A 21,233-nucleotide genomic window follows, 5' to 3' on the forward strand; every position below is an offset into this window, starting at 1 on the left:
AGCATGCGGATCTCGGAACTCAGCGAGCGCACCGGCGTCAGCCCTGCATCGATCAAGTACTACACGCGGGAAGGGCTGCTACCGGCCGGGGAGCGGACCGGCTACAACTCGACCGCGTACGACGAGTCCCATGTCGCACGACTCCGTCTCATCCGGGCGCTCATCGACACGGGCGGACTCACGGTCGCTGCCGCAGGCGAGGTCATCGCGGCGATCGACTCCCCCGACATCGACCTCGACCATGCCTTCGGCATCGCCCAGCGGTCGGTCCCGCGGGACGTCACGCCACCCTCGTCGACCGCGATCGAGCAGGTGCGCGCCGTCATGCGCGAGCGCGGGTGGGCGACGGTCGCCGACAACCCCGGTATCCCGCTCGCCGCAAGCGTGCTCGATGACCTCGCCACGACCCGCACCGACCTCAGCGCGGTGCTCCCCCGTTACGCAGAGGCGATCGACATCATCGCCGAGGCGGACCTCGACGCGGTCGCGGCGAGCGGCGACCGCGACCAGATGACCGAGACCGTCGTGGTCGGCATCGTCCTCGGAGACGTCCTGCTCGCTGGACTCCGCCGCATCGCGCAGGAGTCGCACACCCATCGCCGGTACCGCGGGGGCGTCGTCCCCGGCCAGGCGCACGAACCAGGCCAGGCGAACGAGACAAGGGAACTCACATGACCTCACCCATGGCTATCTCAACGCCCTCCTCCACGCCCACCGTCCGGGCCCCGCTCCCCCGCCCCGACCGATGGCACCGCCCGCTCATCGGCCTCGCCGTCGTGATGGCCGTGCTCACGGTCGCGACCGGCGTGCTCGCGATCGCCGATCCCCGAGAGATCCTCGGCCAGAACGCTTGGTTCAAGCCGCTGAAGTTCGTCCTCTCGACCGGCATCTACGCCGTGACCTTGGCCTGGCTGATCGGCCAGGTGCGCCGGTTCCGGCGGGCGGCCGACCTGCTCGGCACCCTTGCCGCGGTGGGCCTGCTCGTCGAGATCGTCATCATCGCCGGCGTCGCCGCGGCCGGCGCGACGAGCCACTTCAACGTCACCACCCCGCTCCACGGCGCGCTGTGGGCCGTCATGGCCGGCTCGATCGTCGTCGTCTGGCTCGCGAGCGCCGTCGTGGGCGTCACCGTCGCCCTCAGTCCGGGCCCGGACGCGGCACGCAACCTGGCCGTCCGCGGCGGAATCACCCTCGCCATGGTCGGTCTGGGACTCGCCTTCCTCATGACCAGCCCCACAGCGGAGCAGCTCGAAGACTTCCGGGGTGTCGCAGGCGCGCACGCGGTCGGTGTCGCGGACGGCGGACCCGGCCTGCCGTTCCTGGGCTGGAGCACCGAGGGCGGCGACCTCCGCATCCCACACTTCATCGGGATGCATGCACTGCAGGTGATCCCGCTCGGCCTTCTGGGACTCGAGCTGCTCTCCCGCCGGGTCGCGGTGCTCCGCCTCCAGCAGGTGCGGTTCCGGCTCGTGCTCATCGGTGTGCTCGCCTTCGCCGTGATGCTCGCGATCGTCACCTGGCAGGCGCTGATCGGCGAGCCGATCGTGCGGCCGTCCGCCCCGGTCCTCTTCGCGGGCGTCGCGACGGCGGTGGGGACGGCCGTATCGGCGGGAGCAGTGCTCGCGGTCGCCCGCCGCCCCCGGACGAGGAAGGGGGGCGCCACTGCCGAACGGGCGGCCACCACCCGGTGAGTGTCAGACGTGCCACGTAGCCTTCCCGCATGTCCACCGGACCAGCCGAGCTCTCCCCCGTCGCCGCGCGCCGGCTTCGCCTGCGCTGTCAGGGCCTCACCGTGCCCGACGGCGACGGGGGCCGCCCCGACGCATCCCCCGTCGACGTCGTCCGACGGATGGTCGCGCTCCAGGGGCAGGACCTGCCGGCGGTGCTGCGGGCGATCGCCGTCCGGTCCCGCCCGGGCACCACGCTGGACGACGTGCGTGCCGCGTTCGACGCCGGCGAGCTCGTACGCGGGTGGACCCAGCGCGGCACCTTGTTCGCGACGACGCCCGGCGACCTCGCCGCACTCCTCTCACTCACGGGCGCGCGCATGCTGCACACGGGCCGTCGGGTCCGCGAGACGGAGGGCCTGGACGACGACGTCGCGGCGCGCGCCGAGGCGATCGCCCGGGAGGCTCTCGGGTCGTCCGCCGGCGGCCTCACGCGCACCGCGATGACCGAGCGGTGGCAGCAGGCCGGCGTGCCCGTCGAGGGACAGCGCGGCTACCACCTGATCGCCATGCTGGGGGTACGCGGAGTGCTGCACTGGGGGCCGTTCGCCGGGGCGCAGCAGCTCATGGTCGCGACGCCCGGAGCCGGGCACGGCGGCGGCCCGGCCGAGGAGCCCGGCACCGCGCTCCGCCGCATCGCGCGGTCGTACATCGCCAGCCGTGGTCCGGTCACGCCGGACGATCTCGCCTGGTGGCTCGGCCTGCCGAAGGTGCCGGTGCGCGCCGCTGTCACCGCCCTGCGCGCGGAGCGACCGGACGCAGCCGCCGAGGTGCTGGTCGACGGCAGGGTGATGCTCGTCGGCCGGGAGCCGGGCGGCCCTGGTGCCGGCGCACCGCCCGGCCCCGGCACCGATCTCGCCGGGCCGTCCGGCGTCGTGCTCGTGCCGGGGTTCGACGAGATCCTGCTGGGCTACCAGGACCGTGAGCTGGTCGCGGACGCCGAGGCGATGCGGACCGTCGTGCCGTTCACCAACGGGATCTTCCGCCCGGCGGTCCTCCTGGACGGACGCCTGGTCGGGACCTGGCGCCGCGCACCGAAGCGGGACGAGGCGCCGTTCGAGCTCGTGCCGGGGATCCCGGCACCCGCCCGCGCGGCGGTCGACGCCGCGGTGGCCGCCTGGCACCTGGGCTGACGGTCGCGCCCGTCACTGCTGGCGGCTGTAGGCACGCACGGCCAGCGGGCAGAACACAAGGAAGAGCGCCGCGCACCAGACGAGTGTCGTGGTGACGGTGTCGCCGACCGGAGCACCGTTGAGCAGCGCCCGGCAGGCGTCCATGACGTGGGTGACGGGGTTGATCTCCGCCCAGGACCGCAGCCAGCCGGGCAGGGTCTCGACGGGAGCGGCGAGGCTGGTGCCGAGCTGCACCGGCAGGAAGCTGATGAAGCTGATCGCCAGGACGGTCTCGGCGCTCCTGACCAGCACACCGACGAACACGGTGACCCAGCTCAGGCAGAAGCCGAACAGGATGGCCAGACCGGCCGCGGCGAGCGCGCCCGCGAGCCCGCCGTGCACGCGGAAGCCGAGCAGCGCGCCGAGGGCGAAGAGGACGGCGACGGCAAGCAGGTACCGGACGATGTCGGCCAGCACGGAGCCGAGCAGGGGCGCCAGGCGGCTGATCGGCAGGCTCCGGAACCGGTCGGTCACACCGTTCTTGAGGTCGAGGTTGATGGCGCTGCCGGTCGAGACCATCCCGGCGAGCCCCGCGCCCATGACGAGGATGCCGGGAAAGAGGTACTGGAGGTAGGTGGCCGTGGAACCGGCGACCGAACCGCCGAAGAGGTAGACGAAGAGCACCATGAACAGTGCCGGGGTGACGACCCCGTTGATGACGGGACCGGGGTTGCGGGTCGTCTTGGCGAGGCTGCGGCCGGCGAGCACGAGGCTGTGGCGCAGCCACGCCATCGGTCGAGCGGGCGGCGGGGCGACGGCGGTGGACAGGGCGGGCGTGGTGGTGGTCATGATGCGGCCTTCGTCGGTTCGTGGTCGGTGGGCGTGCCGGTGAGGGAGAGGAACACCTCGTCGAGGCTGGGCAGTCGCAGCGACAGCTCGGAGACCCCGATGTGGTGCTCGCGCAGCCGGGCGGCGATCTCGAAGAACGCCTCGTCCCCCGACACGGGTACGACGAGCTCGTGCCGGCTGGAGCGCTCCGGCGCACGACCCGCGACGTCGGCCAGGATCAGGGCGGCCGCGTCCGTGTCGACCGGGTCGTCGGGTCGAAGCGCGATGGTGTGCCCGCCGACCTGGCTCTTGAGCTCCGCCGGGGTGCCGGAGGCGATGACCCGCCCGTGGTCGATGACCGCGACGGCGTCCGCGAGGGCATCCGCCTCCTCGAGGTACTGGGTGGTGAGGAGGACGGTGACGCCGTCGGCACTCAGCCCTCGGATCATCTGCCACAGCTCGTCCCGCTTGCCGGGGTCCAGCCCGACCGAGGGCTCGTCCAGGAAGACCACCTCGGGGTGCCCGACAAGGCTCGCCGCGAGGTCGAGGCGGCGGCGCATGCCGCCGGAGTAACCCGCGACGGGCCGCTTCGCCGCCTCGTCGAGGCCGAAGCGAGCCAGCAGCTCCGTCGCCCGCCGGACCGCCTGCGCGCGAGGCAGGTCCAGCAGCCGCCCGATCATGACGAGGTTCGCCGCGCCGGTCAGCTCCTCGTCGACGCTGGTGTGCTGACCCGACAGCGCGATCCGCCGCCGGACCTCCCCCGCGTGCCGCACGACGTCCAGCCCGGCCACCGAAGCGCGTCCGCCGTCCGGGCGCAGCAGCGTCGCCAGGATCCGGATCATCGTCGTCTTGCCCGCACCGTTGGGCCCCAGCAGGCCCAGCACCTGGCCGCGCGGGGCAGCCAGGCTGACGCCGTCGAGCGCGGTCACCTTGCCGAATCTCTTGGTCAGCCCTGCCGCTTCGAACCCTTGCTCGCTCACCGGTGTCGCCCTTCGCTTCGCAGGAATTTCAGATGCTGTGATCATCTGGATTTTCAGAGTATCTTAAGCACATGGTTCGAGGAAGGGAGCCGTGGTGGTCCGACTGACTCGCGCCGAGCAGCAGGAGCGCACCCGCAGGGCGGTGCTCGGCGCAGCCCGGGAGGAGTTCGTCGAGCACGGCTACGCCCTCGCGAAGATCGACCGGATCGCCGAGCGGGCAGAGCTCACCCGCGGCGCGGTGTACTCGAACTTCCCGGGCAAGCGCGCGCTGTACCTGGCGGTCCTGGTCGCGCTCGTCCAGGACCCCGAGGCGGCGGATCCCTCGCGGCCACCCGGCTCGCTGGCCGACGCGCTGGGCGGGTTCGCCCGGGTCTGGCTGGAGCGCCTGCCCCTGGCCGACGACACGGCGTCGGGGGGCCGCCTGCAGCTGCGCTCGCTCGCCGGCGTCGTCGACGACGAGCGGGGCCGGACCGTGCTGGCGCAGCTCGCCCGGGTGGAGGCGCTGCTGCTCGCCGTCGGGCTCGAGTCCTGTGCACCGGAGCGCAGCGAGCCGGCCCGCCGGGTACGGCTGGCCGAGCTGGTGCTGACGATGCTGAGCGGCTCAGCGGCGCTGGCCGAGATGGCACCGGGGTTCGGCGACCCGTTCGACCGGGCACGCGCGTGCGAGCACCTGGCCGGGCTCGATCTCGACGACACCTGGGCGCCGTCGTACCTCCCCCACGTCGAACCCGCGGAGCCGGTGCACGACGCGTGGACGCCGCCCGCCGGGCTGGCCGACGAGATAGCGGGCGGCGCCGTCGATCTCGGCGCTGACGGGCTGATCACGGTGCTCGGCGCTCACCGCCTGGGCGCCGTCGAGGAAGCGGTCCGTACGGTGCGGCCCGGCGAGCAGGCGACGGTCGTCGTCGTCGCGAGCGATCCTGCCGAGACGTCGAACCTCGTGCGGCTCCGGGTGGCCGACGCCGTCGGGAGCCTGCGCCGGGTCTTCGGCCCGGAGCCGTGGCAGCACGTGCGGCTCGTCATCGACGACGCGGCCGTGGCGGCGTCGGCCATCGGCCTGTCCGGGGTCGGCGACGACACCCAGGCGGCCGTGCTCGTCCGGGACGGCCTGATCACGGCCCGGGCCCAGGGGCTGGGCGCGGCGTACGCCGCCACGACCGCGCACCACCCGCCACCCTCGGCCACCTCACGGCGCCCCCGTTGACGGTGGCGGCCTGCTGCTCCGACCCGCACTCCGATCCCGGACGCGTCAAGATGGAGCATGCTGCTCGCCGAGGTCGCCGCCACCTCCGACGCCGTCGCCGCCACGCGCTCACGCCTTGCCAAGCGCGCGGCCATCGCCGACCTGCTGCGCCGTGCGGCCGCGGGTGACCAGGCGGCAGGCGACCGAGCCGCCCGCGACGCCGCCGCGGACATCGAGATCGTGGTCTCCTACATCGCCGGCACCCTGCGCCAGCGCCGTACCGGTCTCGGCTGGGCGGCGCTGCGCGACCTCCCGCCGCCGGCGACCGACGCCACGCTCACGGTGCGCGACGTCGACACGGCCTTCGCCGAGATGGCGGCCCTCGAAGGCCCCGGTTCCGCCCAGGCCCGATCGTCCGCTGCCGCCACGCTGTTCGGCGCCGCCACGGACCGTGAGCAAGCCTTCCTCCGCGGCCTCGTCGCGGGCGAGCTGCGGCAGGGCGCGCTCGACTCCGTGGTGGTCGACGCCGTCGCCGAGGCCGCCGGCACTCCCCCGGACGCCGTCCGCCGCGCCGTCATGATGCGCGGCGCGACCGGCCCGGTGGCGAGCGCCGCGCTCCTCGCGGAGGACCCGGCCGCCACGCTGGCGGAGTTCACGCTCGAGGTGGGCCGCCCCGTGCGGCCCATGCTCGCCCAGTCGGCGCCGGACCTCGCCGCCGCCTTCGAGAAGCTCGGCCCCGACGGGAAGACCGAGCTGTGCGTGGACGTCAAGCTCGACGGCATCCGCATCCAGGTGCACCGCCTCGGCGACGACGTCCGCGTCGTCACACGCTCGCTGGACGACATCACCGAGCGTGTCCCGGAGATCGTCGACGTGGTGCGGGCGCTCCCGGCCGATCGTCTGGTGCTCGACGGCGAGGCACTCGCGGTCGGGCCGGACGGCGTGCCGCGGCCGTTCCAGGAGACCGCCGCCCGCTCCGCCACCCGGGAGTCGACGCCGGAGGCGGAGCTCGCCGCGCAGCTCCAGCTGTCCCCGTTCTTCTTCGACGTGCTGCACGCCGACGGGCGCGACCTGGTGGACGCGCCGCTCCGCGAGCGCCTCGCGGTGCTCGACGAGGTGGCCGCGCCGCACACGGTGCGCCGTCTGCTGACCTCGGACGCCGACGCCGCCGCCGAGTTCTTCGCGGGCGCGCTGCGTGAGGGCCAGGAGGGTGTCGTGGTGAAGTCCCTCGACACGCCCTACGCGGCCGGACGCCGGGGCGCGGGCTGGGTCAAGGTCAAGCCGCGCCAGACGCTCGACCTCGTGGTGCTCGCCGTCGAGCGCGGCTCGGGCCGGCGCCAGGGCTGGTTGTCGAACATCCACCTCGGTGCGCGCGATCCCGAGGGCGGTTTCGTGATGCTGGGAAAGACCTTCAAGGGCATGACCGACGAGATGCTGAAGTGGCAGACCGAGCGGTTCACCGAGCTCAGGACCGGCGACGACGGGTGGGTGGTGACCGTGCGCCCGGAGCAGGTGGTGGAGATCGCCTTCGACGGGCTGCAGCGCTCGACGCGCTACCCGGGCGGCCTGGCGCTGCGGTTCGCGCGCGTGCTCCGGTATCGCGACGACAAGAGCGCGGCGGAGGCGGACACGATCGAAGCGGTGCGGACCCTGGCGGGGTTCTGACCGGGTCGGAGCGTCCCTCGGCACGGGGTCCGAGGGTTGGCACACGTCCCGCTTCTCCGTAGGTTGTGTCCTGCTCCGGGGCACGTCAGCGCGTGTGGACCGCCCTGTTCCGATGCGCCCGACGACGAGCGAGGGGAACCACATGAGTGACGTCCGACAGGTCCGCGGCTGGTTCGACGGCGCAGCGTTCCGACGGGATCTCCGGGCGGCCTGGCTCGACGCGTCGATCGCGCTGGTGGTCACGCTCGCGGTCTTCGCCTGGCTCACGTGGCGCGTGCACGCCGGGACGTCGGCGACGCTCGGCGTCATGCCGTACCTCGCGGGAGGTGCCGGGACCTACTGGATGTACTGGATGTGCCAGGCGTTCGGCTGGTCCGGCCTGCTCTGGGCCTGGATCACCGTCCTGCTCGGTCTGCTCCGGTCCAGCCGTCCGCAGCCCTGGCTCCGCCTGTCGCCGTCGACCGTCGAGAAGCTCCATCGCACCACCAGCCTGACGACCGTGGTGCTGATGTTCGGGCACGCCTTCTGGTTCTTCGCCGAGGAGGTGCGCGGCAACGCCGAGGGCCTCGACCCGGCCGGCAACCTCTGGTACGCCTTCGTGCGGGTCTTCGTGCCCGGCGCCTACCCCAGCGGTACGGGGGTCATCGCGATCCTCATCGGGCTGCTGGCCCTCTACCTGGCGATCCCGCTGGGACTGGCCTACTACGTGCGGCGACGGATCGGTGCCAAGACCTGGCGGGTGCTGCACGCCTCGATCATCGTCGTCTACGTCCTGAGCGTCTGGCACACGCTGCTGTACGGCACCAACGTCTGGTACGACGGCTGGTTCCGCACCACCGTGTGGTTGCTGCAGCTGCCCGTCGCGGCACTGCTGCTGGTCCGGCTCCTCGCCCCGGCACACCGGCCCGTCCATCGGCCCCTGGACACGGTGGGCCGCTGGGTGGCCCGCAGCGCGGTGGCGCTCTCGGTCGTCGTCGTGCTGGCCGTCGCGGGGACAGGGCGCGACGGCGGCCGGACTCCCGGCGTCGACGGCGCCGAGCTCAACGTCACTCCCGTCATGGTGTGGACCGGCCTGGTGGTGTTCGTCACGGTGGTCGGCATCACGGTGGTGCGGGCGCACCGCGCTGCCGCACGGCAGCGCACCGCACCGCGCGCGTCGGCCGACGCCGGCTGAGCCCCCGACCCGGCGTCCCCGCCGCCCGTTCCACCCGGATGCCGGGGCGGCCTCGACATATAGGTACATATCCGGCAGGGTTTGGCCAGGAACCACCACCTGTACCCGACCCAGACGGGGACTCGATGCGCTCGACCATGATCGACGGCGTCGCCGGCACGGACGGCGCCGTCAGCGGTGACTCCGCCGGCCGGCCCGTGAAGCTCTACGACCCTGCCACCGTCACAGCCGTCACCGAGCTGACCGGCACGCCCGACCCGGGCGTCGTCCACGCACGCCTGCGCGAGGAGTGGGGGGATGTCGCCCCTGTCGAGCTGGCGCCCGGCGCCCGCGCCTGGCTCGTGACGGAGTACCGGACCATCGTCGCGATGGCCAGGGGCCAGTTCCCCCTCACGACGACGACGCAGACCTGGAGCGGCCACGAGCGTCCGAGGCCGTCCGCCGACGCGCCGATGCTCCGGCCGCTGGCGGCCACCGACCGGCCGATGGTGGAGCAGACCGACGGGAGCGTGCACGACCGGCTCCGCACCCCGCTCGACGAGGTGCTGGGTGTGATCGACGACGCCGAGGTCGCCAAGACCACGCGGGCCCGGTGCGAAGAGCTCATCGACGGGTTCGCCGCGACCGGCGTGGCCGACCTCGTGCGCGAGTACGTGGCGCCGCTGCCCCAGCTGACGCTCGGCGCGCTCCTCGGCTTCGACCCCGCGACCGCGCAGCAGGTGTTCGAGGCCGCCGCGCGCCGAGCGGCGGAGCGTGATGCCGCACCGGCGGTGCACGAGGTGAGCTTCCTGCTCTCCGCACAGACGGCGGCCCGCCGGCCCGACGGCGGGCTCTCCCCCGCCGGGCGCCTCGCACGGCACACCGCCTACGCGAGCACCGCGGAGGCGGCGCACGGCGTCCTGTCGCTGACCGCCACCGCGGCCCTCGGCATCCAGGCCTGGCTCGCACAGACGCTCTACCTCTCGCTCACCGACGCACAGTTCGCCGGGCGGCTCGCGGGCGGACGGCTCGGGACCGACGAAGCCCTCGACGAGGTGCTGTGGACGGCATCGCCGGTCAGCTCCCTGGCGCCCCGGATCGCCGTCGAGGACTTCCTGCTCGACGGCAAGCTCGTGCAGGCGGGGGACGCGATGCTGCTTGCCGTCGGGGCAGTCGGCTCGGACCCGAGCATCCGCGGCGCGGGTCCGTGGGACGGGTCCGGCGGCAGCGCCCACCTCGCGTTCGGCGTCGGCACCCACGCGTGTCCCGCGCCGCACCTCGCCCGGCTGATCGTCCGGACGGCCGCCGAGACCTTGCACCGCCGCCTCTCGCCCGCGCTCTCGCTGCGGCCGGACGAGGCCCAGTGGGCGCCGGACTTCCGTTTTCGACTGTTGGAAGCGCTCCCAGTCGTCTTCACCCCCGAGCAATCATCACCGAGGCCCGAGCCGTTCGTCCGGTGAACCTTGACGAAGCCGCACGACACGCCATGCCGATCGCACGAGAGGGACACCGTGAGCCGTACGACCCGAGCCTCCAAGGTTCTCAATACCGTTCTCGCCCCTGTGGGCCGGGGGCGCGAGGATCCGATGAACGCGTGGGCGAAGGCCTCCGCCCAGGTCGAGAGGGACGCGGGCACGCAGGACCGGAAGTTCGCCGACGGCCTCGGCGCCGTGCTCTCGAGCATCGCCGCTGAACCGCGCCTGACGCCCCTGGGCTGGACGTTCGTCCTCAGCTCGATCAAGGACCGGTACGCCAACCGGCTGCGCATCAACAGGCTGCTGGTCGAGCACCCCGAGATCGCTGACGAGCCCATCGCGGACCCCGTGTTCGTGCTCGGGCTACCCCGCACCGCGACCACGCTCACCCATCGGGTGCTGGCCGCATCGCCTGCCCACCGGGGCCCGCTCATGTGGGAGATGTCCCACACGGGGCTCGAGGACGCGGCCGTCGCGGCACGCGAGATCAAGAAGCTCGACCAGGGCAGCCAGTTCGTCACCGGCCTGTTCGCGCCGGGGCTCAAGGACATGCACCCGAGCCGTGCCCAGCACCCGGAGGAGTCGATGATGCTCCTTCCGCACGGCACCTTCTGGTCGTTGCTGCACGGCAGCCTGCCCGCCTACCGTGGCTGGTACGCGCGCCGCAGCGCGGAGGACCTGGCCGGCGACTACGCGTACCTGAAGCGCGGTCTGCAGGTGCTCCAGCACGGACGCGAGCGCAAGCGCTGGATCGTCAAGTACCCCGGACACCTGAACGACATGGCGGCGATCCAGGAGGTGTTCCCTGACGCCACCTTCGTGTGGACGCACCGTGACCCGGCCACCGTCCTCGGCTCGACCTGCAGCCTCGTGGAGACCATGTGGTCGATGTACCAGAAGGACCCGGACCCCCTGGAGGTCGGGCAGCTCGTGCTGGAGACCATGGTCACGTGGGTGAACACCGCCCTGGAGTCCCGGCTCAGCCTGCCGCCGTCGTCCATCGTGGACGTGCCGTACCACGCGCTGAGCGCCGACCCGCACACCGAGGTGCCGCGGCTGTACTCGGCGATCGGGGCCACCTGGTCCGCGAGCGACCGGGCCCAGCTCGACCAGGTGCTCGCCCGGCCGGCGGGAACCCGTCCGCACCAGTACGACATGCGGCGCTACGGGCTGCAGCCGGATCAGGTCGAGGAAGCGTTCGCGGGGTACCTGCGCCTGCTGAACACCATCGACGTGCTGGACGCGAAGCCGCAGGCCGAGATGTGACGGCTGCCGTCGCGGGCCTGCGGGCCCGCGACGGCGCCACCTCCACCAGGATGCGCGGTCAGCTCCCGGGGGCTCTCCGGACGGCGATCGGTGCGGCGTCCCGCAGCTGCCGCACGTAGGGGTGTGCCGGCTCGTCGAAGACCGTCGCCGCCGGGCCCGACGCGACGATGCGGCCCTCCTGCAGGACGGCGATGTCGTCGCTCATGTGCAGCGCCACGCCGAGGTCGTGGGTGATCAGGAGGTAGGCGAGGTTCCGCTCGCGCTGGAGCCGGTCGAGCAGGTCGAGCACCTGTGCCTGGACCGAGACGTCGAGCGCGGAGACCGGCTCGTCGAGGATCAGCACGCGGGGGTCGGCTGCGAGCGCCCGGGCGACGGAGACGCGCTGGCGCTGGCCGCCGGACAGGTGCAGGGGGCGACGGGTGGCTGTTGCCGGGTCGAGGCCCACGGTGTCCAGCAGCTCCGCGATCTCCCCGCGGACGGATCCGGGACGGGTCGTCCGGCCCCGGGTGAGGGCGTCCGCGAGGACGGCGCCGACGGTCCAGCGGGGGTCGAAGGAGCTGAGGGCGTCCTGGAACACGGCGCCGACGAGGGGCCGGCGCGGGCGCCGTCGGGCCTCGGGCAGCGGGATCCAGGGTTCGCCGAGCACCGTGACCGTGCCGGCGTCGGGCCGCTCCAGCCCGAGGAGGAGGCGGGCGGTGGTGGACTTGCCCGACCCGGACTCGCCGACCAGCCCGAGCGTCCGGCCGGCGCGGAGCGAGAGGGACACGTCGTCGGCGGCGACGATCTCCCGCCCACCGACGTGAAAGCTGCGGCTGAGCCCCGCAGCCTCGATCAGCACATCGCCGAACGCAGGCTCGGTCGCTCCATCCGCGCCGAGGACGTCGAACGTAGGCTCCGTCGCCTTGTCGGCGGTCATGCCGCTACAACTCCTACGTTCGACGGCGGCGGTCGGCGCACCGTCCGCGTCCGAGAGGGGTGTGCCGCGGGGGCGGCCCGCCGGGACGGCGGCCACCAGCTTGCGCGTGTACGGGTGTCGGGGCCGCTCGAACACCTCCGCCGGGGTGCCCTCCTCGACGACCACCCCGTCGGTCATGACGAGCACCCGGTCGGCGATGCCCAGGACCACCGACAGGTCGTGGCTGATGAGCAGCACCCCGGTGCCGTCGTCGCGCAGCTGACCCAGCAGCCGGAGCACACCGGCCTGGACGGGCTGGTCCAGCGCGGTGGTGGGCTCGTCGGCGACGACCAGCCGCGGTTCACCCGCGATGCCGGCGGCGATGAGGGCGCGCTGCCGCTGCCCGCCGGAGAGCTGGCCGGGACGCTGGCCGGCCCGCAGCTCGGCGTCGGGCAGGCCCACCCGTCCCAGGAGCTCGATGGTGCGCGTGCGGCGGCCGGCTGCGTCGAGGCCGGTGTGCAGGGCGAGCGTGTCGCCGATCTCGCGGCCGACCGGCCGCAGAGGGTCGAGCGAGACGAGCGCGTCCTGCGCGATCAGGCCGACCGTGCCGCCGCGCAGACGACGCAGACGCCGTCCGGACAGCGAGAGCACGTCCTGCCCGGCGACGGTCAGCTCCGCGGCGGTGACCCGCGCCCCCTCCCCCGCGAGACCGACGATGCTGCGCGCGGTGACGCTCTTGCCCGAGCCCGACTCACCGACGATCGCCACGCACTCGCCGGCCGCCACCTGGAAGCTGACGCCGTCGACGACGCGGCGCTCGCCCCGCCGGTCCGGGAACACGACGACCAGGTCCTGGACGCTCAGCACCGGCTCGGTCGGCCCGCTCATGCGGCGCTCCTGTTCCGCTTCTGGATGCCGCGCCCGACGACGGTGGCGGCCGCGGCACTGGCGACGATCGCGAGGCCGGGGAAGAAGGTCATCCACCAGAAGTTCGCGATGTAGGTGCGGCCGGCGGCGAGCATCGCCCCCCACTCCGCGGCGGGTGGCACGGCGCCGAGGCCGAGGTAGCTGAGGGACGACACCCAGATGACCGCCTGCCCGAGCCCCAGGGTCGCGAGCACGAACAGCGCGGCGGTCACGTTGGGCAGGACGTGGCGGGTGATGATCCAGAACCGTCCGCGCCCCAGCACCCGGGCCGCCTCGACGAACTCGGCGGCCGCCGTCCGGCGGACCTGGGACCGGATGATGCGCGCGTACCCCGGCGCGGTGGCCAGGCCGACGGCGATGGTCGAGCTCAGCACGCCCGGTCCGGTCACGACGATGAACAGCAGCGCGAGCAGCAGGCCCGGGAACGCGAAGAGCACCTCGACGAGCCGCGTCGTGCCGAAGTCGAGCCAGCGCGGCCCGAGCCCCGCGACGAAGCCGAGCACGGTCGCGAGGCCGATGCCGATCGCCGTCGCGAGCACGCCGATCCGCAGCGACTCCGCCGCCCCGTGGACCACCCGGGTGTAGATGTCCCGGCCGGACTCGTCGGTCCCGAACAGGTGCGCGGGCGACGGCGGCCGGAACGCCTCGGCGCGCGAGACGGCGAGCGGGTCCCCCGGGGCGAGCAGGTTCGGCCAGAGCGCCGCGACGAGCAGGAGCGCCAGGACGACGCCCGCGATCGCCTCCGCGGCCGTGGGGCGGAAGGCTGTGGCCCGGACGACGGCGCCGCGCAGGCGGCTCACTGGGGCACCGCCCGTACGCGCGGGTCGATGGCCCGGTCGGCGAGGTCGGTCACCAGCGTCATGACCGTGTACGCGAGCGCCACGACGAGCACGATGCCGGTCACGAGCGTGACGTCGCGCAGCTGGACCGCCGACAGGAGGCTGCGGCCGAGGCCCTGGCGCGCGAACACCGACTCGACGACGACCGCACCGCTGATCAGCGACCCGAAGGCCCAGCCGGAGAGCCCGACGGCGGGGATCGCGGCGTGCCGCAGCGTGTGCCGCCAGAAGATCCGCGCCTCGCTCTCGCCCCGCGCCCGGGCCGTGGTGACGAAGGGCGACTCCATGGCGGTCAGGAGGGACTCGCGCATGACCTGCCCGAGGAATCCCGCCAGCGGGATCGCCAGGGTGAGCGCGGGCAGCACGATGCCGAGCGGCCCCGGCACACTGACCGGCGGGAGGATCCCGAGGGTGATGCTGAAGAACAGGATCAGGACCGTCGCGAGCCAGAAGTGCGGCACCGCCGCGGCGACCAGCTCGAGGCCGGAGCCGATGGCCCAGGCGATCCGGCCGCCCCGCACGCTCCAGGCGGCCAGCGCGCACGCGAGCGCCCAGGCCAGCGCGAGCGAGCAGAGGGCGAGGGCGAGGGTGGCGCCGAACTGCTCCCCGATCGCCGTCGCCACCGGCTTGTGCAGGGAGTACGACTGGCCGAGATCCCCGGTCGCGAGCCGCCCGAGGTAGGTCAGGTACTGCACCACGAGCGGCTGGTCGAGGCCGTACTCGCGGCGCACCTGGTCGAGCGCCTCGGGACCGGCCTGCGAGCCGGGCCCGCCGAGGATCGCCTCGGCCGGGTCGCCGGGGACCAGCCGGAGCGCGAAGAACGTGATGGTCGCGGCGGCCCAGAGCACGAAGACGACCCCACCGGCGCGCAGGAGGAGCCAGCGCCGGTTGCCCGGCGCCGGCCTCCTGCGCGCCCCGGTGGTGGGGACCGGAAGCGTCAAGACGCCAGCCAGGCCTCGGCGAACGTCGGCGTCGACACCGTCGGCATCGCCCGCAGACCCTGCACGGTCGACGAGTGGAGGAAGTGGTTCTGCTGGTCGTACAGCGGCAGGACGTGGTACCCCTCGAGGATGATCCGCTGGGCCTGCTCGTACAGGCTCTGGCGGGCGTCGGGGTCGCTCGTCGCCGACGCCCGGGTGAGCAGGTCGTCGAGCGCGGGGTCGTCCACCTGGGCGAGGTTCGCGAAGTAGCCGCTGGGCGCGGGCTCGATGCTGTCGGAGTGGTACAGGACCCGCAGCACGTCCGGGCCGACCTTCGTGTACGGGGCACTGACGAGGTCGTAGTCGTTCTCGGCGAGCGCTCCGTACCAGCTCGACAGGTCGAGCGGGTGGAGCCTGACCTCGAAGCCCGCCTCCTTGGCGTCCGCCTGGATCTGCTCGAACAGGGACTGCTCGGCGGGGATCGACTGGTTGGTGCTGACCGGGAAGTCGAGGGTGAGGCGCTTGCCGTCCTTGACCCGGTAGCCGTCGGCGTCCCGCTCGGTCCAGCCCGCCTCGTCGAGAAGGGCCGCCGCGGCGTCGGTGTCGACGGTGAAGAGCTCGGGCAGGCTCAGGCCGAGCGGCTCGACGCTGGACAGCGGCGAGTAGGAACGCTCGGCGGTCCCGAAGAACAGGCTCTCGATGCCCTCGTCGACGTTCACGGACCGGACGAACGCCTCGCGGACGCGCTCGTCGTCGAACGGTGCCTTGCCGGAGTTGAGCTCGATCCGGTTGGCGGCGCCGGGACGGGGTGCGTCCAGCTCCTGGATCGCCTCGTCGGACTCGGCCGACCGGATGGTGTCGGGCTGCGCGTTGTCGATGACCTGCGCCTCACCGGACTGCAGGGCGGCGTACCGGCTCGCGGAGTCGGGGATGAACCGCCACACGATGGTGTCGAGGTACGGGAGGCCGGTGCCGGCGTCGGCCGGCACATCGGCGGGCGGAGAGGTGTAGTCGTCGTTCCGGACGAGAGTCACCGAGTCCTGACGCTCCCACTCGTCGACGACGAACGGGCCGGTGCCGACCGGTGCGGCGCAGTTCTCCTCCTGGCTGCGCTCCAGGGCCTTCGGCGACTCCATCGCCACCCAGATCTGCGACAGCGACTCGAGCAGCGCGCTGTCGGGCATGCTCAGCTCCAGCCGGACCAGGTGGTCCTCGACGGCCACCACGTTCTCGATCTTCGCCAGGGCGAGGTAGCCGGTCGACGACGCCGTCGCCGGGTCCTGGACGTGCGCGATGTTGGCGGCCACCGCCTCGGCGTCGAACGGCGTCCCGTCGGTGAACTGCACGTCCTCACGGAGCGTGAACTCCCAGCTCAGGCCGTCGTCGCCCTCCTGCCACTCGGTGGCGAGCCACGGGATGACCTCGCCGCTCTCGTCGAGCGAGACGAGCGACTCGAGGTACTGGGTGGCGATGAGGGCCTGCGGGTAGTTGCCGCCGACGTGCGGGTCCAGGCACGACGGCTCCGCGTCACCCGAGGCATAGGTCAGGGTTCCGCCCTCGACAGGTTCACCGGACGGTTCGCCCGGCGTCCCTCCCCCGGGTGAGCAGGCGGCGAGCAGAAGGGCTACGGCTGCCGTGACGACGACGGCGGCACGCGGGCGGGAGAACCGACGCGAGGGCATGGCTTGGTGCACATCCTGTCTGGAGCGTTTTTCCGAACACTGGCGTTCATGCTCCCAAACCCCGGGCAGCGCTGGTGGTATTCCGCGTTCGACGCGGAGTGGGACGCACCACACCCGGGCGCCCGTCGGCGTCGCCTCACCCGGTGGTGACCACGTCGTACCGCCGCGCCAACCACCGTACGTACACGGGCAGCACGAGCATCGCGAACGTGGGCACCAGCAGAACCGGTCCCGTGACCGCCGCGAGGCCGCCGAGGCCGCCCGTCAGGATGGTGAGCGTCAGCAGCAGCGTGTTGCTCAGGCCGTGCACGAGCACTGCCGCCTCCAGACCGCCGCTCACGTGGGTCGCGGCCGAGAACCCCACGGCGGCCGCGAAGTAGTAGAGCAGTGCAAACGGATCGAACGAACCGTGGACGACCGTGAACAGTGCGGCAGAGAACACGGTGGACGCAACCACGGCGAGCCCGGTCCTGGCGAACAGGGATCCGACGGCACGGGAGACCAGACCGCGAAAGAGATACTCCTCCCCTGCTGACTGCAGCGGGACGGTCAGCACCGCGACGGCCACCAGCGCGAACGTCTCCGGGGAGAGCACCAGCGGCCCGGAGGGCAACGCCGTCCACACGAGGCACAGCAGGACCGCCCAGACGGGGGCGACATGGACCACCAGACGGCCGAACCACGTCCAGCGGAACCGCCCCTCGACCGAGGAGAGCCAGCGCAGGCGCACGCCGTTGCAGACCCGCTGCACCAGCCCGGACACAGGCACCAGGGCGCCCAGGAGGAGGTTGCCGACCAGCCAGAACCCGACGGTGACCTCGGGCCGCGCCGGGTCGAACGGTTCGAGGCCGAGGAGCCGGTCGACCAGACCACCCGAGGGGCCGGCCAGCACGAAGATCGACAAGGCGAGAACGGTCAGACCGGCCAGCACCGCCAGAGCCGAACGCCACCAGGAGAGGTGCGCGCCAGGCCGGGTACGCAGCCCCTGCACGTAGGGGGCGGGGCAGGTGCCCGCCGCACGGTCGGCAACAGGGGCGGGGTCGGTATGCATCGCGGGGGGACTCGTTTCAGTCGGGAGCATGTCCCTCGTGATTCGAAACCATGACGTAGCGTCGAGGTCAAGGTGCCCGGAGGCAGGTGCCACGCCGCCCGAGACCGGCGGGACCTGGAGAACGCCGTCGCCACAGCGATGACCGCCTGGCCGAGCCCGCCTCAGTAGCTGTTCGGCGCGTGGACCGACTGCCAGTGCCAGGGCTCGGGGTTGCGGCCGGACGGCTCGGCGAACGGCGGGTGCACCCAGCCGTAGGCCTCGGCGTTGGCCTTGAGCCACTCGTACTGCGCCGTCCCGAACGTCTGCACTCCCCCGCCGATGTCGATCGCCAGCCCCGTGCCGTGGTTCGAGCAGCCCGGCGGGGCCGCGGTCCTGGACGACGGGTCGTACAGCGACTCCTGCTGCGCGTACGTGCGGTAGGAGGAGTTGATGGTCATGCTCACGCCGAACTCGGCCACGTACGCCTCGTTCAGCTCGGCCAGGCCACCGACGACGTCCGCCCGCACCTGGTGGCTCGGCGAGAACGGGACCGCTGCCAGCTCGGACGGCGCCAGATGGCCGTTCTCCGCGGTCCACACCTGGTCCGGCTGCGGGCACGTACCGGCAGGTGCCGTGTCCGCGCCACCGTCGGCGCCGGCGTCCGCCGCGTCCGTGCCGTCGGCGGGGTCCCTGTCCGCGGCACCCGCGGCCGGTCCCGCGACGTCGGCCTCGACCTCCAGCGCCTCCTCCGGCACCGTGGCGAGGACCACGGCGACCGCCTCCTCGACCCGGGCCTGCACCGCGGACATGGCCGTGGCCAGCTTCCCGGTCCTGCCGAGCAGGCCCGCCACCTCGTTCCCGCGGGCGACGGGGCCGGACCGGGTCGGTGCGGCGGCCTGAGCGGTATCGGCAGTCGTCAGCAGGGCGTCCGCCTGCGCGTCCAGGTCCCCGGCCTGGTCCAGCACCGCGCGCAGGCTCTCCCGGTCCGTCGCGGCCGCAGTCTCCGCGGAGTCCGCGTAGACCAGCTCTCCGGCAGCCGCTGCCTCTCGCAGGTCCGCCTGAGCACCCGCCAGGCGCGGCAGGGCGCGTTCCAGCCGCACCGCACGCCCGGACTCGACCGCCGTCCGGGTCGCCTCGCGCAGAGTGGTGACCGCCGCTCCGGTGTCAGCGCGCAGCGTGGCCACGCGCTCCAGGAGCGCCCTGGCCTCCACGTCCGTGCCCGACGGTGACCAGGTCACCGAGCCGAGCGACGTCACCAGCCGCCGGGCGTCGTCGACCGCCTCGTCGAGCGCCAGGCGTTCCGGCTTCTTCGCGGCCCGCCCGTCCGGCCCTTCACGGACCGCCCGTGCGGACTCCACCTCGCCGGCCAGCTGCGCGCGAAGGGTCGCGCTCTCGGCGACGGCCGCCTGCGCATCCATCGCCGCCGCCGACGTCGCCGCGGCCCCTGTCAGCGGGTCGAGCAGCCCGAGCGCATAGGCACCGCCGGAGGCCGAACCCAGCCCCAGGACGACCGCGGCGGCGACCCACCACCGCCGTCTGCCTCGTCGTGTCCGCCGCTCCGCGGCACGCCGGGCGCGCGGCGACGACGGAGACTGCTGCGGCGTCGGCAGCTCCGGCCACAGCGGCGTCTCGGTCAGCACCGAAGAAATCTACGCCCCTTGTCGCGAGAAGGAGACGACGGAGCGGGTGAATTCCGGTTCGCCGGTCGCAGGCGGCTGGGCTTCAGGCCAGTTCGTTGCGACTGCCGGGCATACGGTGCACGTAGCGGTCCGCATGCACCATCTGTTCCAGCAGGTCGTACCCCGACTGGGCGGTCAGATCACCGTTCGCGATCATGTGCTCGACCAAGGTCCGCGTGCTCCACGTTGTCAACCCTGTACGGCGACCGTAGTCATAGGCCGCAGCGTCGTCAGTCATCCATACCGACCCTGAGAACTCCGCGCGGGTACGCAGCACGTGGCAGGTTTCCGCCTCGCCGAGATGCTGAAAGGGCCTGTCCGGGGTGCCACCGAAAGCGGCGATTCGGATCCGTTCGACCATCGCCGCTTCGACCTCGGTGGTCTCGACCGGCTCACCGAGCCACATTTCATCAATAACCCGTTGCAGATCGACCAGAAATGCTGTCGAGCGCTCAGCCTCATAGGCCACAGCAGCGGTCCATCGCCCACGGCCGACAAACTCCGCCTTCAGGAGGTCGGTCCGTGCGGTCGCGGCGAAGTTGCAGAGTACAGAGGTGTCCGGAAACCAGTAGCGGTTCAATGGCTTTGGCCCCCGGCAGCGAATGACTCGATGATCTGCTCAACCGGGACGCTGAGGAGGTCCGCAAGCGGTCTCGCAGAGGTCTCCCCCTCCTGATACGCATTCAGGTGTCCGACCACGATCCGTCGCGGGAACCTACGTGCTGCAGAATCGGTTCCGGCTTGGTGTGCCAGTTCCGGGCGACGCCCAAGGATGCTGCACGTCTCGGCGGTCAACGCGGCAAGCTCCCGCTGTTCGGACGGGCTGATCAGCCCGAGGTTGCGCGCACGCCAACTGAGAGCCACGGGCGAGACCTGCAGCAGGTTGACCAGCCGGATCGCTTCCGCTCGCACCAGGTGACCGGTCGGAGCAGCCGCCCGCAGAACCGTTTCAGGCATGAGGAACTCGGCGGCGAACTTGTCTGCGGCCTTCTCGTGGGGGTGCTTTCCATGCTGGCCCACATTCTCCGCCACGAGGTCGTGCGCATGACGCAGCAGGATATGACCGAGCTCGTGTGCGATCGTGAAGCGTTGGCGCGCCCAATAGAGGGTCATGCCAGCTCCGATCAGGCGAAGCGTCGACGTCTGCCACGCGAACCCGTCCAAGCCACCCGGGAACCTCTCGACGACCGTGTCGACGTCGAAGGCAGTGTCCAGGGCGTTGATCAGGTCCGGAGTGCTCAGAGCCTGCACGGTCAAGGACCGCTCAGCCAGCCGTCCGGTCGCCCACTTGGCCAGCCCAGAAGCGTCAAGTTCCAGCGGCACAGGCGTCAGTTCTCGTGAGCCCCTTAGCTGCTGCAACTGCTGGTCCGCCCGATGGAACCGCTCAGCGATGCTCTCGATGGTCGCTGTCGCATGGTCCGCGGATGCGCGCGCCGCCATAGCGGGGCGCTCCGGCTCACGACCTGTGAGAAGCCAGTCGACAGTAGTGCCTGCCGTCTCCGCAATGAGAGCCAGGTCCAGGGTGGTGAAGCGCCGAGTCCCGTTCAACGACTTGGAAAGCTTGTCAGGAGTCAGCCGAACCTTCGTGGCGAAGTCCGCCTGCGTCAGGCCAGACTTCTCGATCGCTTGGCGGACACGAGCGGGGAGTGATGTGTCCATGTAGCCATGATCGACGGTAGTTGCGATAAGCGCAACCAGCCAGCTCCCTGGGTGGACCAGAGAGCCCGAAGACTCGTCGCCACACGACCAGACGGTGACACCGGGAACTCTTGCCGGTGCCCCCACGTTCTCATCCCGCCGAGCCGCGCCTTCGCCCTCGGCGGCGGAGGCCCGCGGCATATACTCGCCGCGTTCGGACGCCCTATCGCGAGG

Annotated in this window: 18 protein-coding genes; 8 read left to right on the plus strand and 10 right to left on the minus strand. The window is 72.5% G+C overall.

The features are described 5' to 3' along the window. Positions 1 to 3 precede the first annotated feature (3 nt). The 3 genes from LUM46_RS18095 to LUM46_RS18105 are packed head-to-tail and all read left to right on the plus strand — an operon-like array spanning position 4 to position 2,860. Entirely contained in the window at positions 4 to 675 is a 672-nt protein-coding gene (locus tag LUM46_RS18095; RefSeq protein WP_274995716.1) for a MerR family transcriptional regulator, read from the plus strand. 8 nt (positions 676 to 683) lie between these two features. Then, the gene (locus LUM46_RS18100; RefSeq protein ID WP_274995717.1) at positions 684 to 1,691 is read left to right on the plus strand and encodes a hypothetical protein; all 1,008 of its coding nucleotides are present in this window, start codon (positions 684 to 686) and stop codon (positions 1,689 to 1,691) included. 29 nt (positions 1,692 to 1,720) lie between these two features. After that, positions 1,721 to 2,860: a winged helix DNA-binding domain-containing protein gene (locus LUM46_RS18105; RefSeq protein WP_274995718.1), complete on the plus strand. Its 1,140-nt coding sequence runs from the start codon at positions 1,721 to 1,723 to the stop codon at positions 2,858 to 2,860. Positions 2,861 to 2,872: 12 nt separating this feature from the next. On the opposite strand, the gene LUM46_RS18110 is transcribed toward LUM46_RS18105, so the two are convergent. Further along, the gene (locus tag LUM46_RS18110; RefSeq protein WP_274995719.1) at positions 2,873 to 3,688 is read right to left on the minus strand and encodes an ABC transporter permease; all 816 of its coding nucleotides are present in this window, start codon (positions 3,686 to 3,688) and stop codon (positions 2,873 to 2,875) included. Further along, entirely contained in the window at positions 3,685 to 4,647 is a 963-nt protein-coding gene (locus LUM46_RS18115; RefSeq protein ID WP_274995720.1) for an ATP-binding cassette domain-containing protein, read from the minus strand. Before LUM46_RS18115 ends, LUM46_RS18110 begins: the two co-directional genes overlap by 4 nt. A 94-nt stretch (positions 4,648 to 4,741) precedes the next feature. On the opposite strand from LUM46_RS18115, the gene LUM46_RS18120 reads away from it, so the two are divergent. The 5 genes from LUM46_RS18120 to LUM46_RS18140 all read left to right on the plus strand — a co-directional run bounded on the left by LUM46_RS18120 (position 4,742) and on the right by LUM46_RS18140 (position 11,389). Then, positions 4,742 to 5,851 carry a TetR/AcrR family transcriptional regulator gene (locus LUM46_RS18120; RefSeq protein ID WP_274995722.1) on the plus strand — a complete coding sequence of 370 codons (1,110 nt, stop codon included), beginning with the start codon at positions 4,742 to 4,744 and terminating at the stop codon, positions 5,849 to 5,851. 57 nt (positions 5,852 to 5,908) lie between these two features. Next, positions 5,909 to 7,495: an ATP-dependent DNA ligase gene (locus LUM46_RS18125; protein WP_274995723.1), complete on the plus strand. Its 1,587-nt coding sequence runs from the start codon at positions 5,909 to 5,911 to the stop codon at positions 7,493 to 7,495. 142 nt (positions 7,496 to 7,637) lie between these two features. Further along, a complete protein-coding gene (locus LUM46_RS18130; protein ID WP_274995725.1) occupies positions 7,638 to 8,669 on the plus strand; it encodes a ferric reductase-like transmembrane domain-containing protein in 1,032 nt (343 codons plus the stop codon). A gap of 125 nt (positions 8,670 to 8,794) precedes the next feature. Continuing rightward, positions 8,795 to 10,108, plus strand: a complete 1,314-nt coding sequence (locus tag LUM46_RS18135) for a cytochrome P450 family protein (RefSeq protein WP_274995727.1) — start codon at positions 8,795 to 8,797, stop codon at positions 10,106 to 10,108. 126 nt (positions 10,109 to 10,234) lie between these two features. Further along, complete coding sequence (locus LUM46_RS18140; protein WP_274995729.1) at positions 10,235 to 11,389, plus strand: sulfotransferase family protein; 1,155 nt, start codon at positions 10,235 to 10,237, stop codon at positions 11,387 to 11,389. A gap of 58 nt (positions 11,390 to 11,447) precedes the next feature. Here LUM46_RS18140 and LUM46_RS18145 read toward each other — a convergent pair whose 3' ends face one another. The 8 genes from LUM46_RS18145 to LUM46_RS18180 form a co-directional block, all read right to left on the minus strand. Beyond that, positions 11,448 to 13,172 carry a dipeptide ABC transporter ATP-binding protein gene (locus LUM46_RS18145; RefSeq protein WP_274995732.1) on the minus strand — a complete coding sequence of 575 codons (1,725 nt, stop codon included), beginning with the start codon at positions 13,170 to 13,172 and terminating at the stop codon, positions 11,448 to 11,450. Then, entirely contained in the window at positions 13,169 to 14,002 is an 834-nt protein-coding gene (locus tag LUM46_RS18150; RefSeq protein ID WP_274995871.1) for an ABC transporter permease, read from the minus strand. The genes LUM46_RS18145 and LUM46_RS18150 overlap by 4 nt, the downstream gene beginning before the upstream one ends. Positions 14,003 to 14,007: 5 nt before the next feature. After that, positions 14,008 to 14,991: an ABC transporter permease gene (locus LUM46_RS18155; protein WP_274995735.1), complete on the minus strand. Its 984-nt coding sequence runs from the start codon at positions 14,989 to 14,991 to the stop codon at positions 14,008 to 14,010. After that, a complete protein-coding gene (locus tag LUM46_RS18160) occupies positions 14,988 to 16,652 on the minus strand; it encodes an ABC transporter substrate-binding protein (protein WP_274995736.1) in 1,665 nt (554 codons plus the stop codon). Before LUM46_RS18160 ends, LUM46_RS18155 begins: the two co-directional genes overlap by 4 nt. 136 nt (positions 16,653 to 16,788) lie before the next feature. Next, entirely contained in the window at positions 16,789 to 17,703 is a 915-nt protein-coding gene (locus tag LUM46_RS18165) for a CPBP family intramembrane glutamic endopeptidase (protein ID WP_274995737.1), read from the minus strand. 161 nt (positions 17,704 to 17,864) lie between these two features. Continuing rightward, on the minus strand, positions 17,865 to 19,322 hold the full coding sequence (locus LUM46_RS18170) for a M15 family metallopeptidase (protein WP_274995739.1): 1,458 nt from the start codon (positions 19,320 to 19,322) through the stop codon (positions 17,865 to 17,867). Positions 19,323 to 19,404: 82 nt separating this feature from the next. Then, entirely contained in the window at positions 19,405 to 19,941 is a 537-nt protein-coding gene (locus LUM46_RS18175; RefSeq protein WP_274995740.1) for a hypothetical protein, read from the minus strand. Beyond that, complete coding sequence (locus LUM46_RS18180; RefSeq protein WP_274995744.1) at positions 19,938 to 21,020, minus strand: helix-turn-helix domain-containing protein; 1,083 nt, start codon at positions 21,018 to 21,020, stop codon at positions 19,938 to 19,940. The genes LUM46_RS18175 and LUM46_RS18180 overlap by 4 nt, the downstream gene beginning before the upstream one ends. Positions 21,021 to 21,233 lie beyond the last annotated feature (213 nt).

The organism is Promicromonospora iranensis (genome assembly GCF_028994805.1).
In the GTDB taxonomy this organism is placed as follows: Bacteria; Actinomycetota; Actinomycetes; order Actinomycetales; family Cellulomonadaceae; genus Promicromonospora; species Promicromonospora iranensis.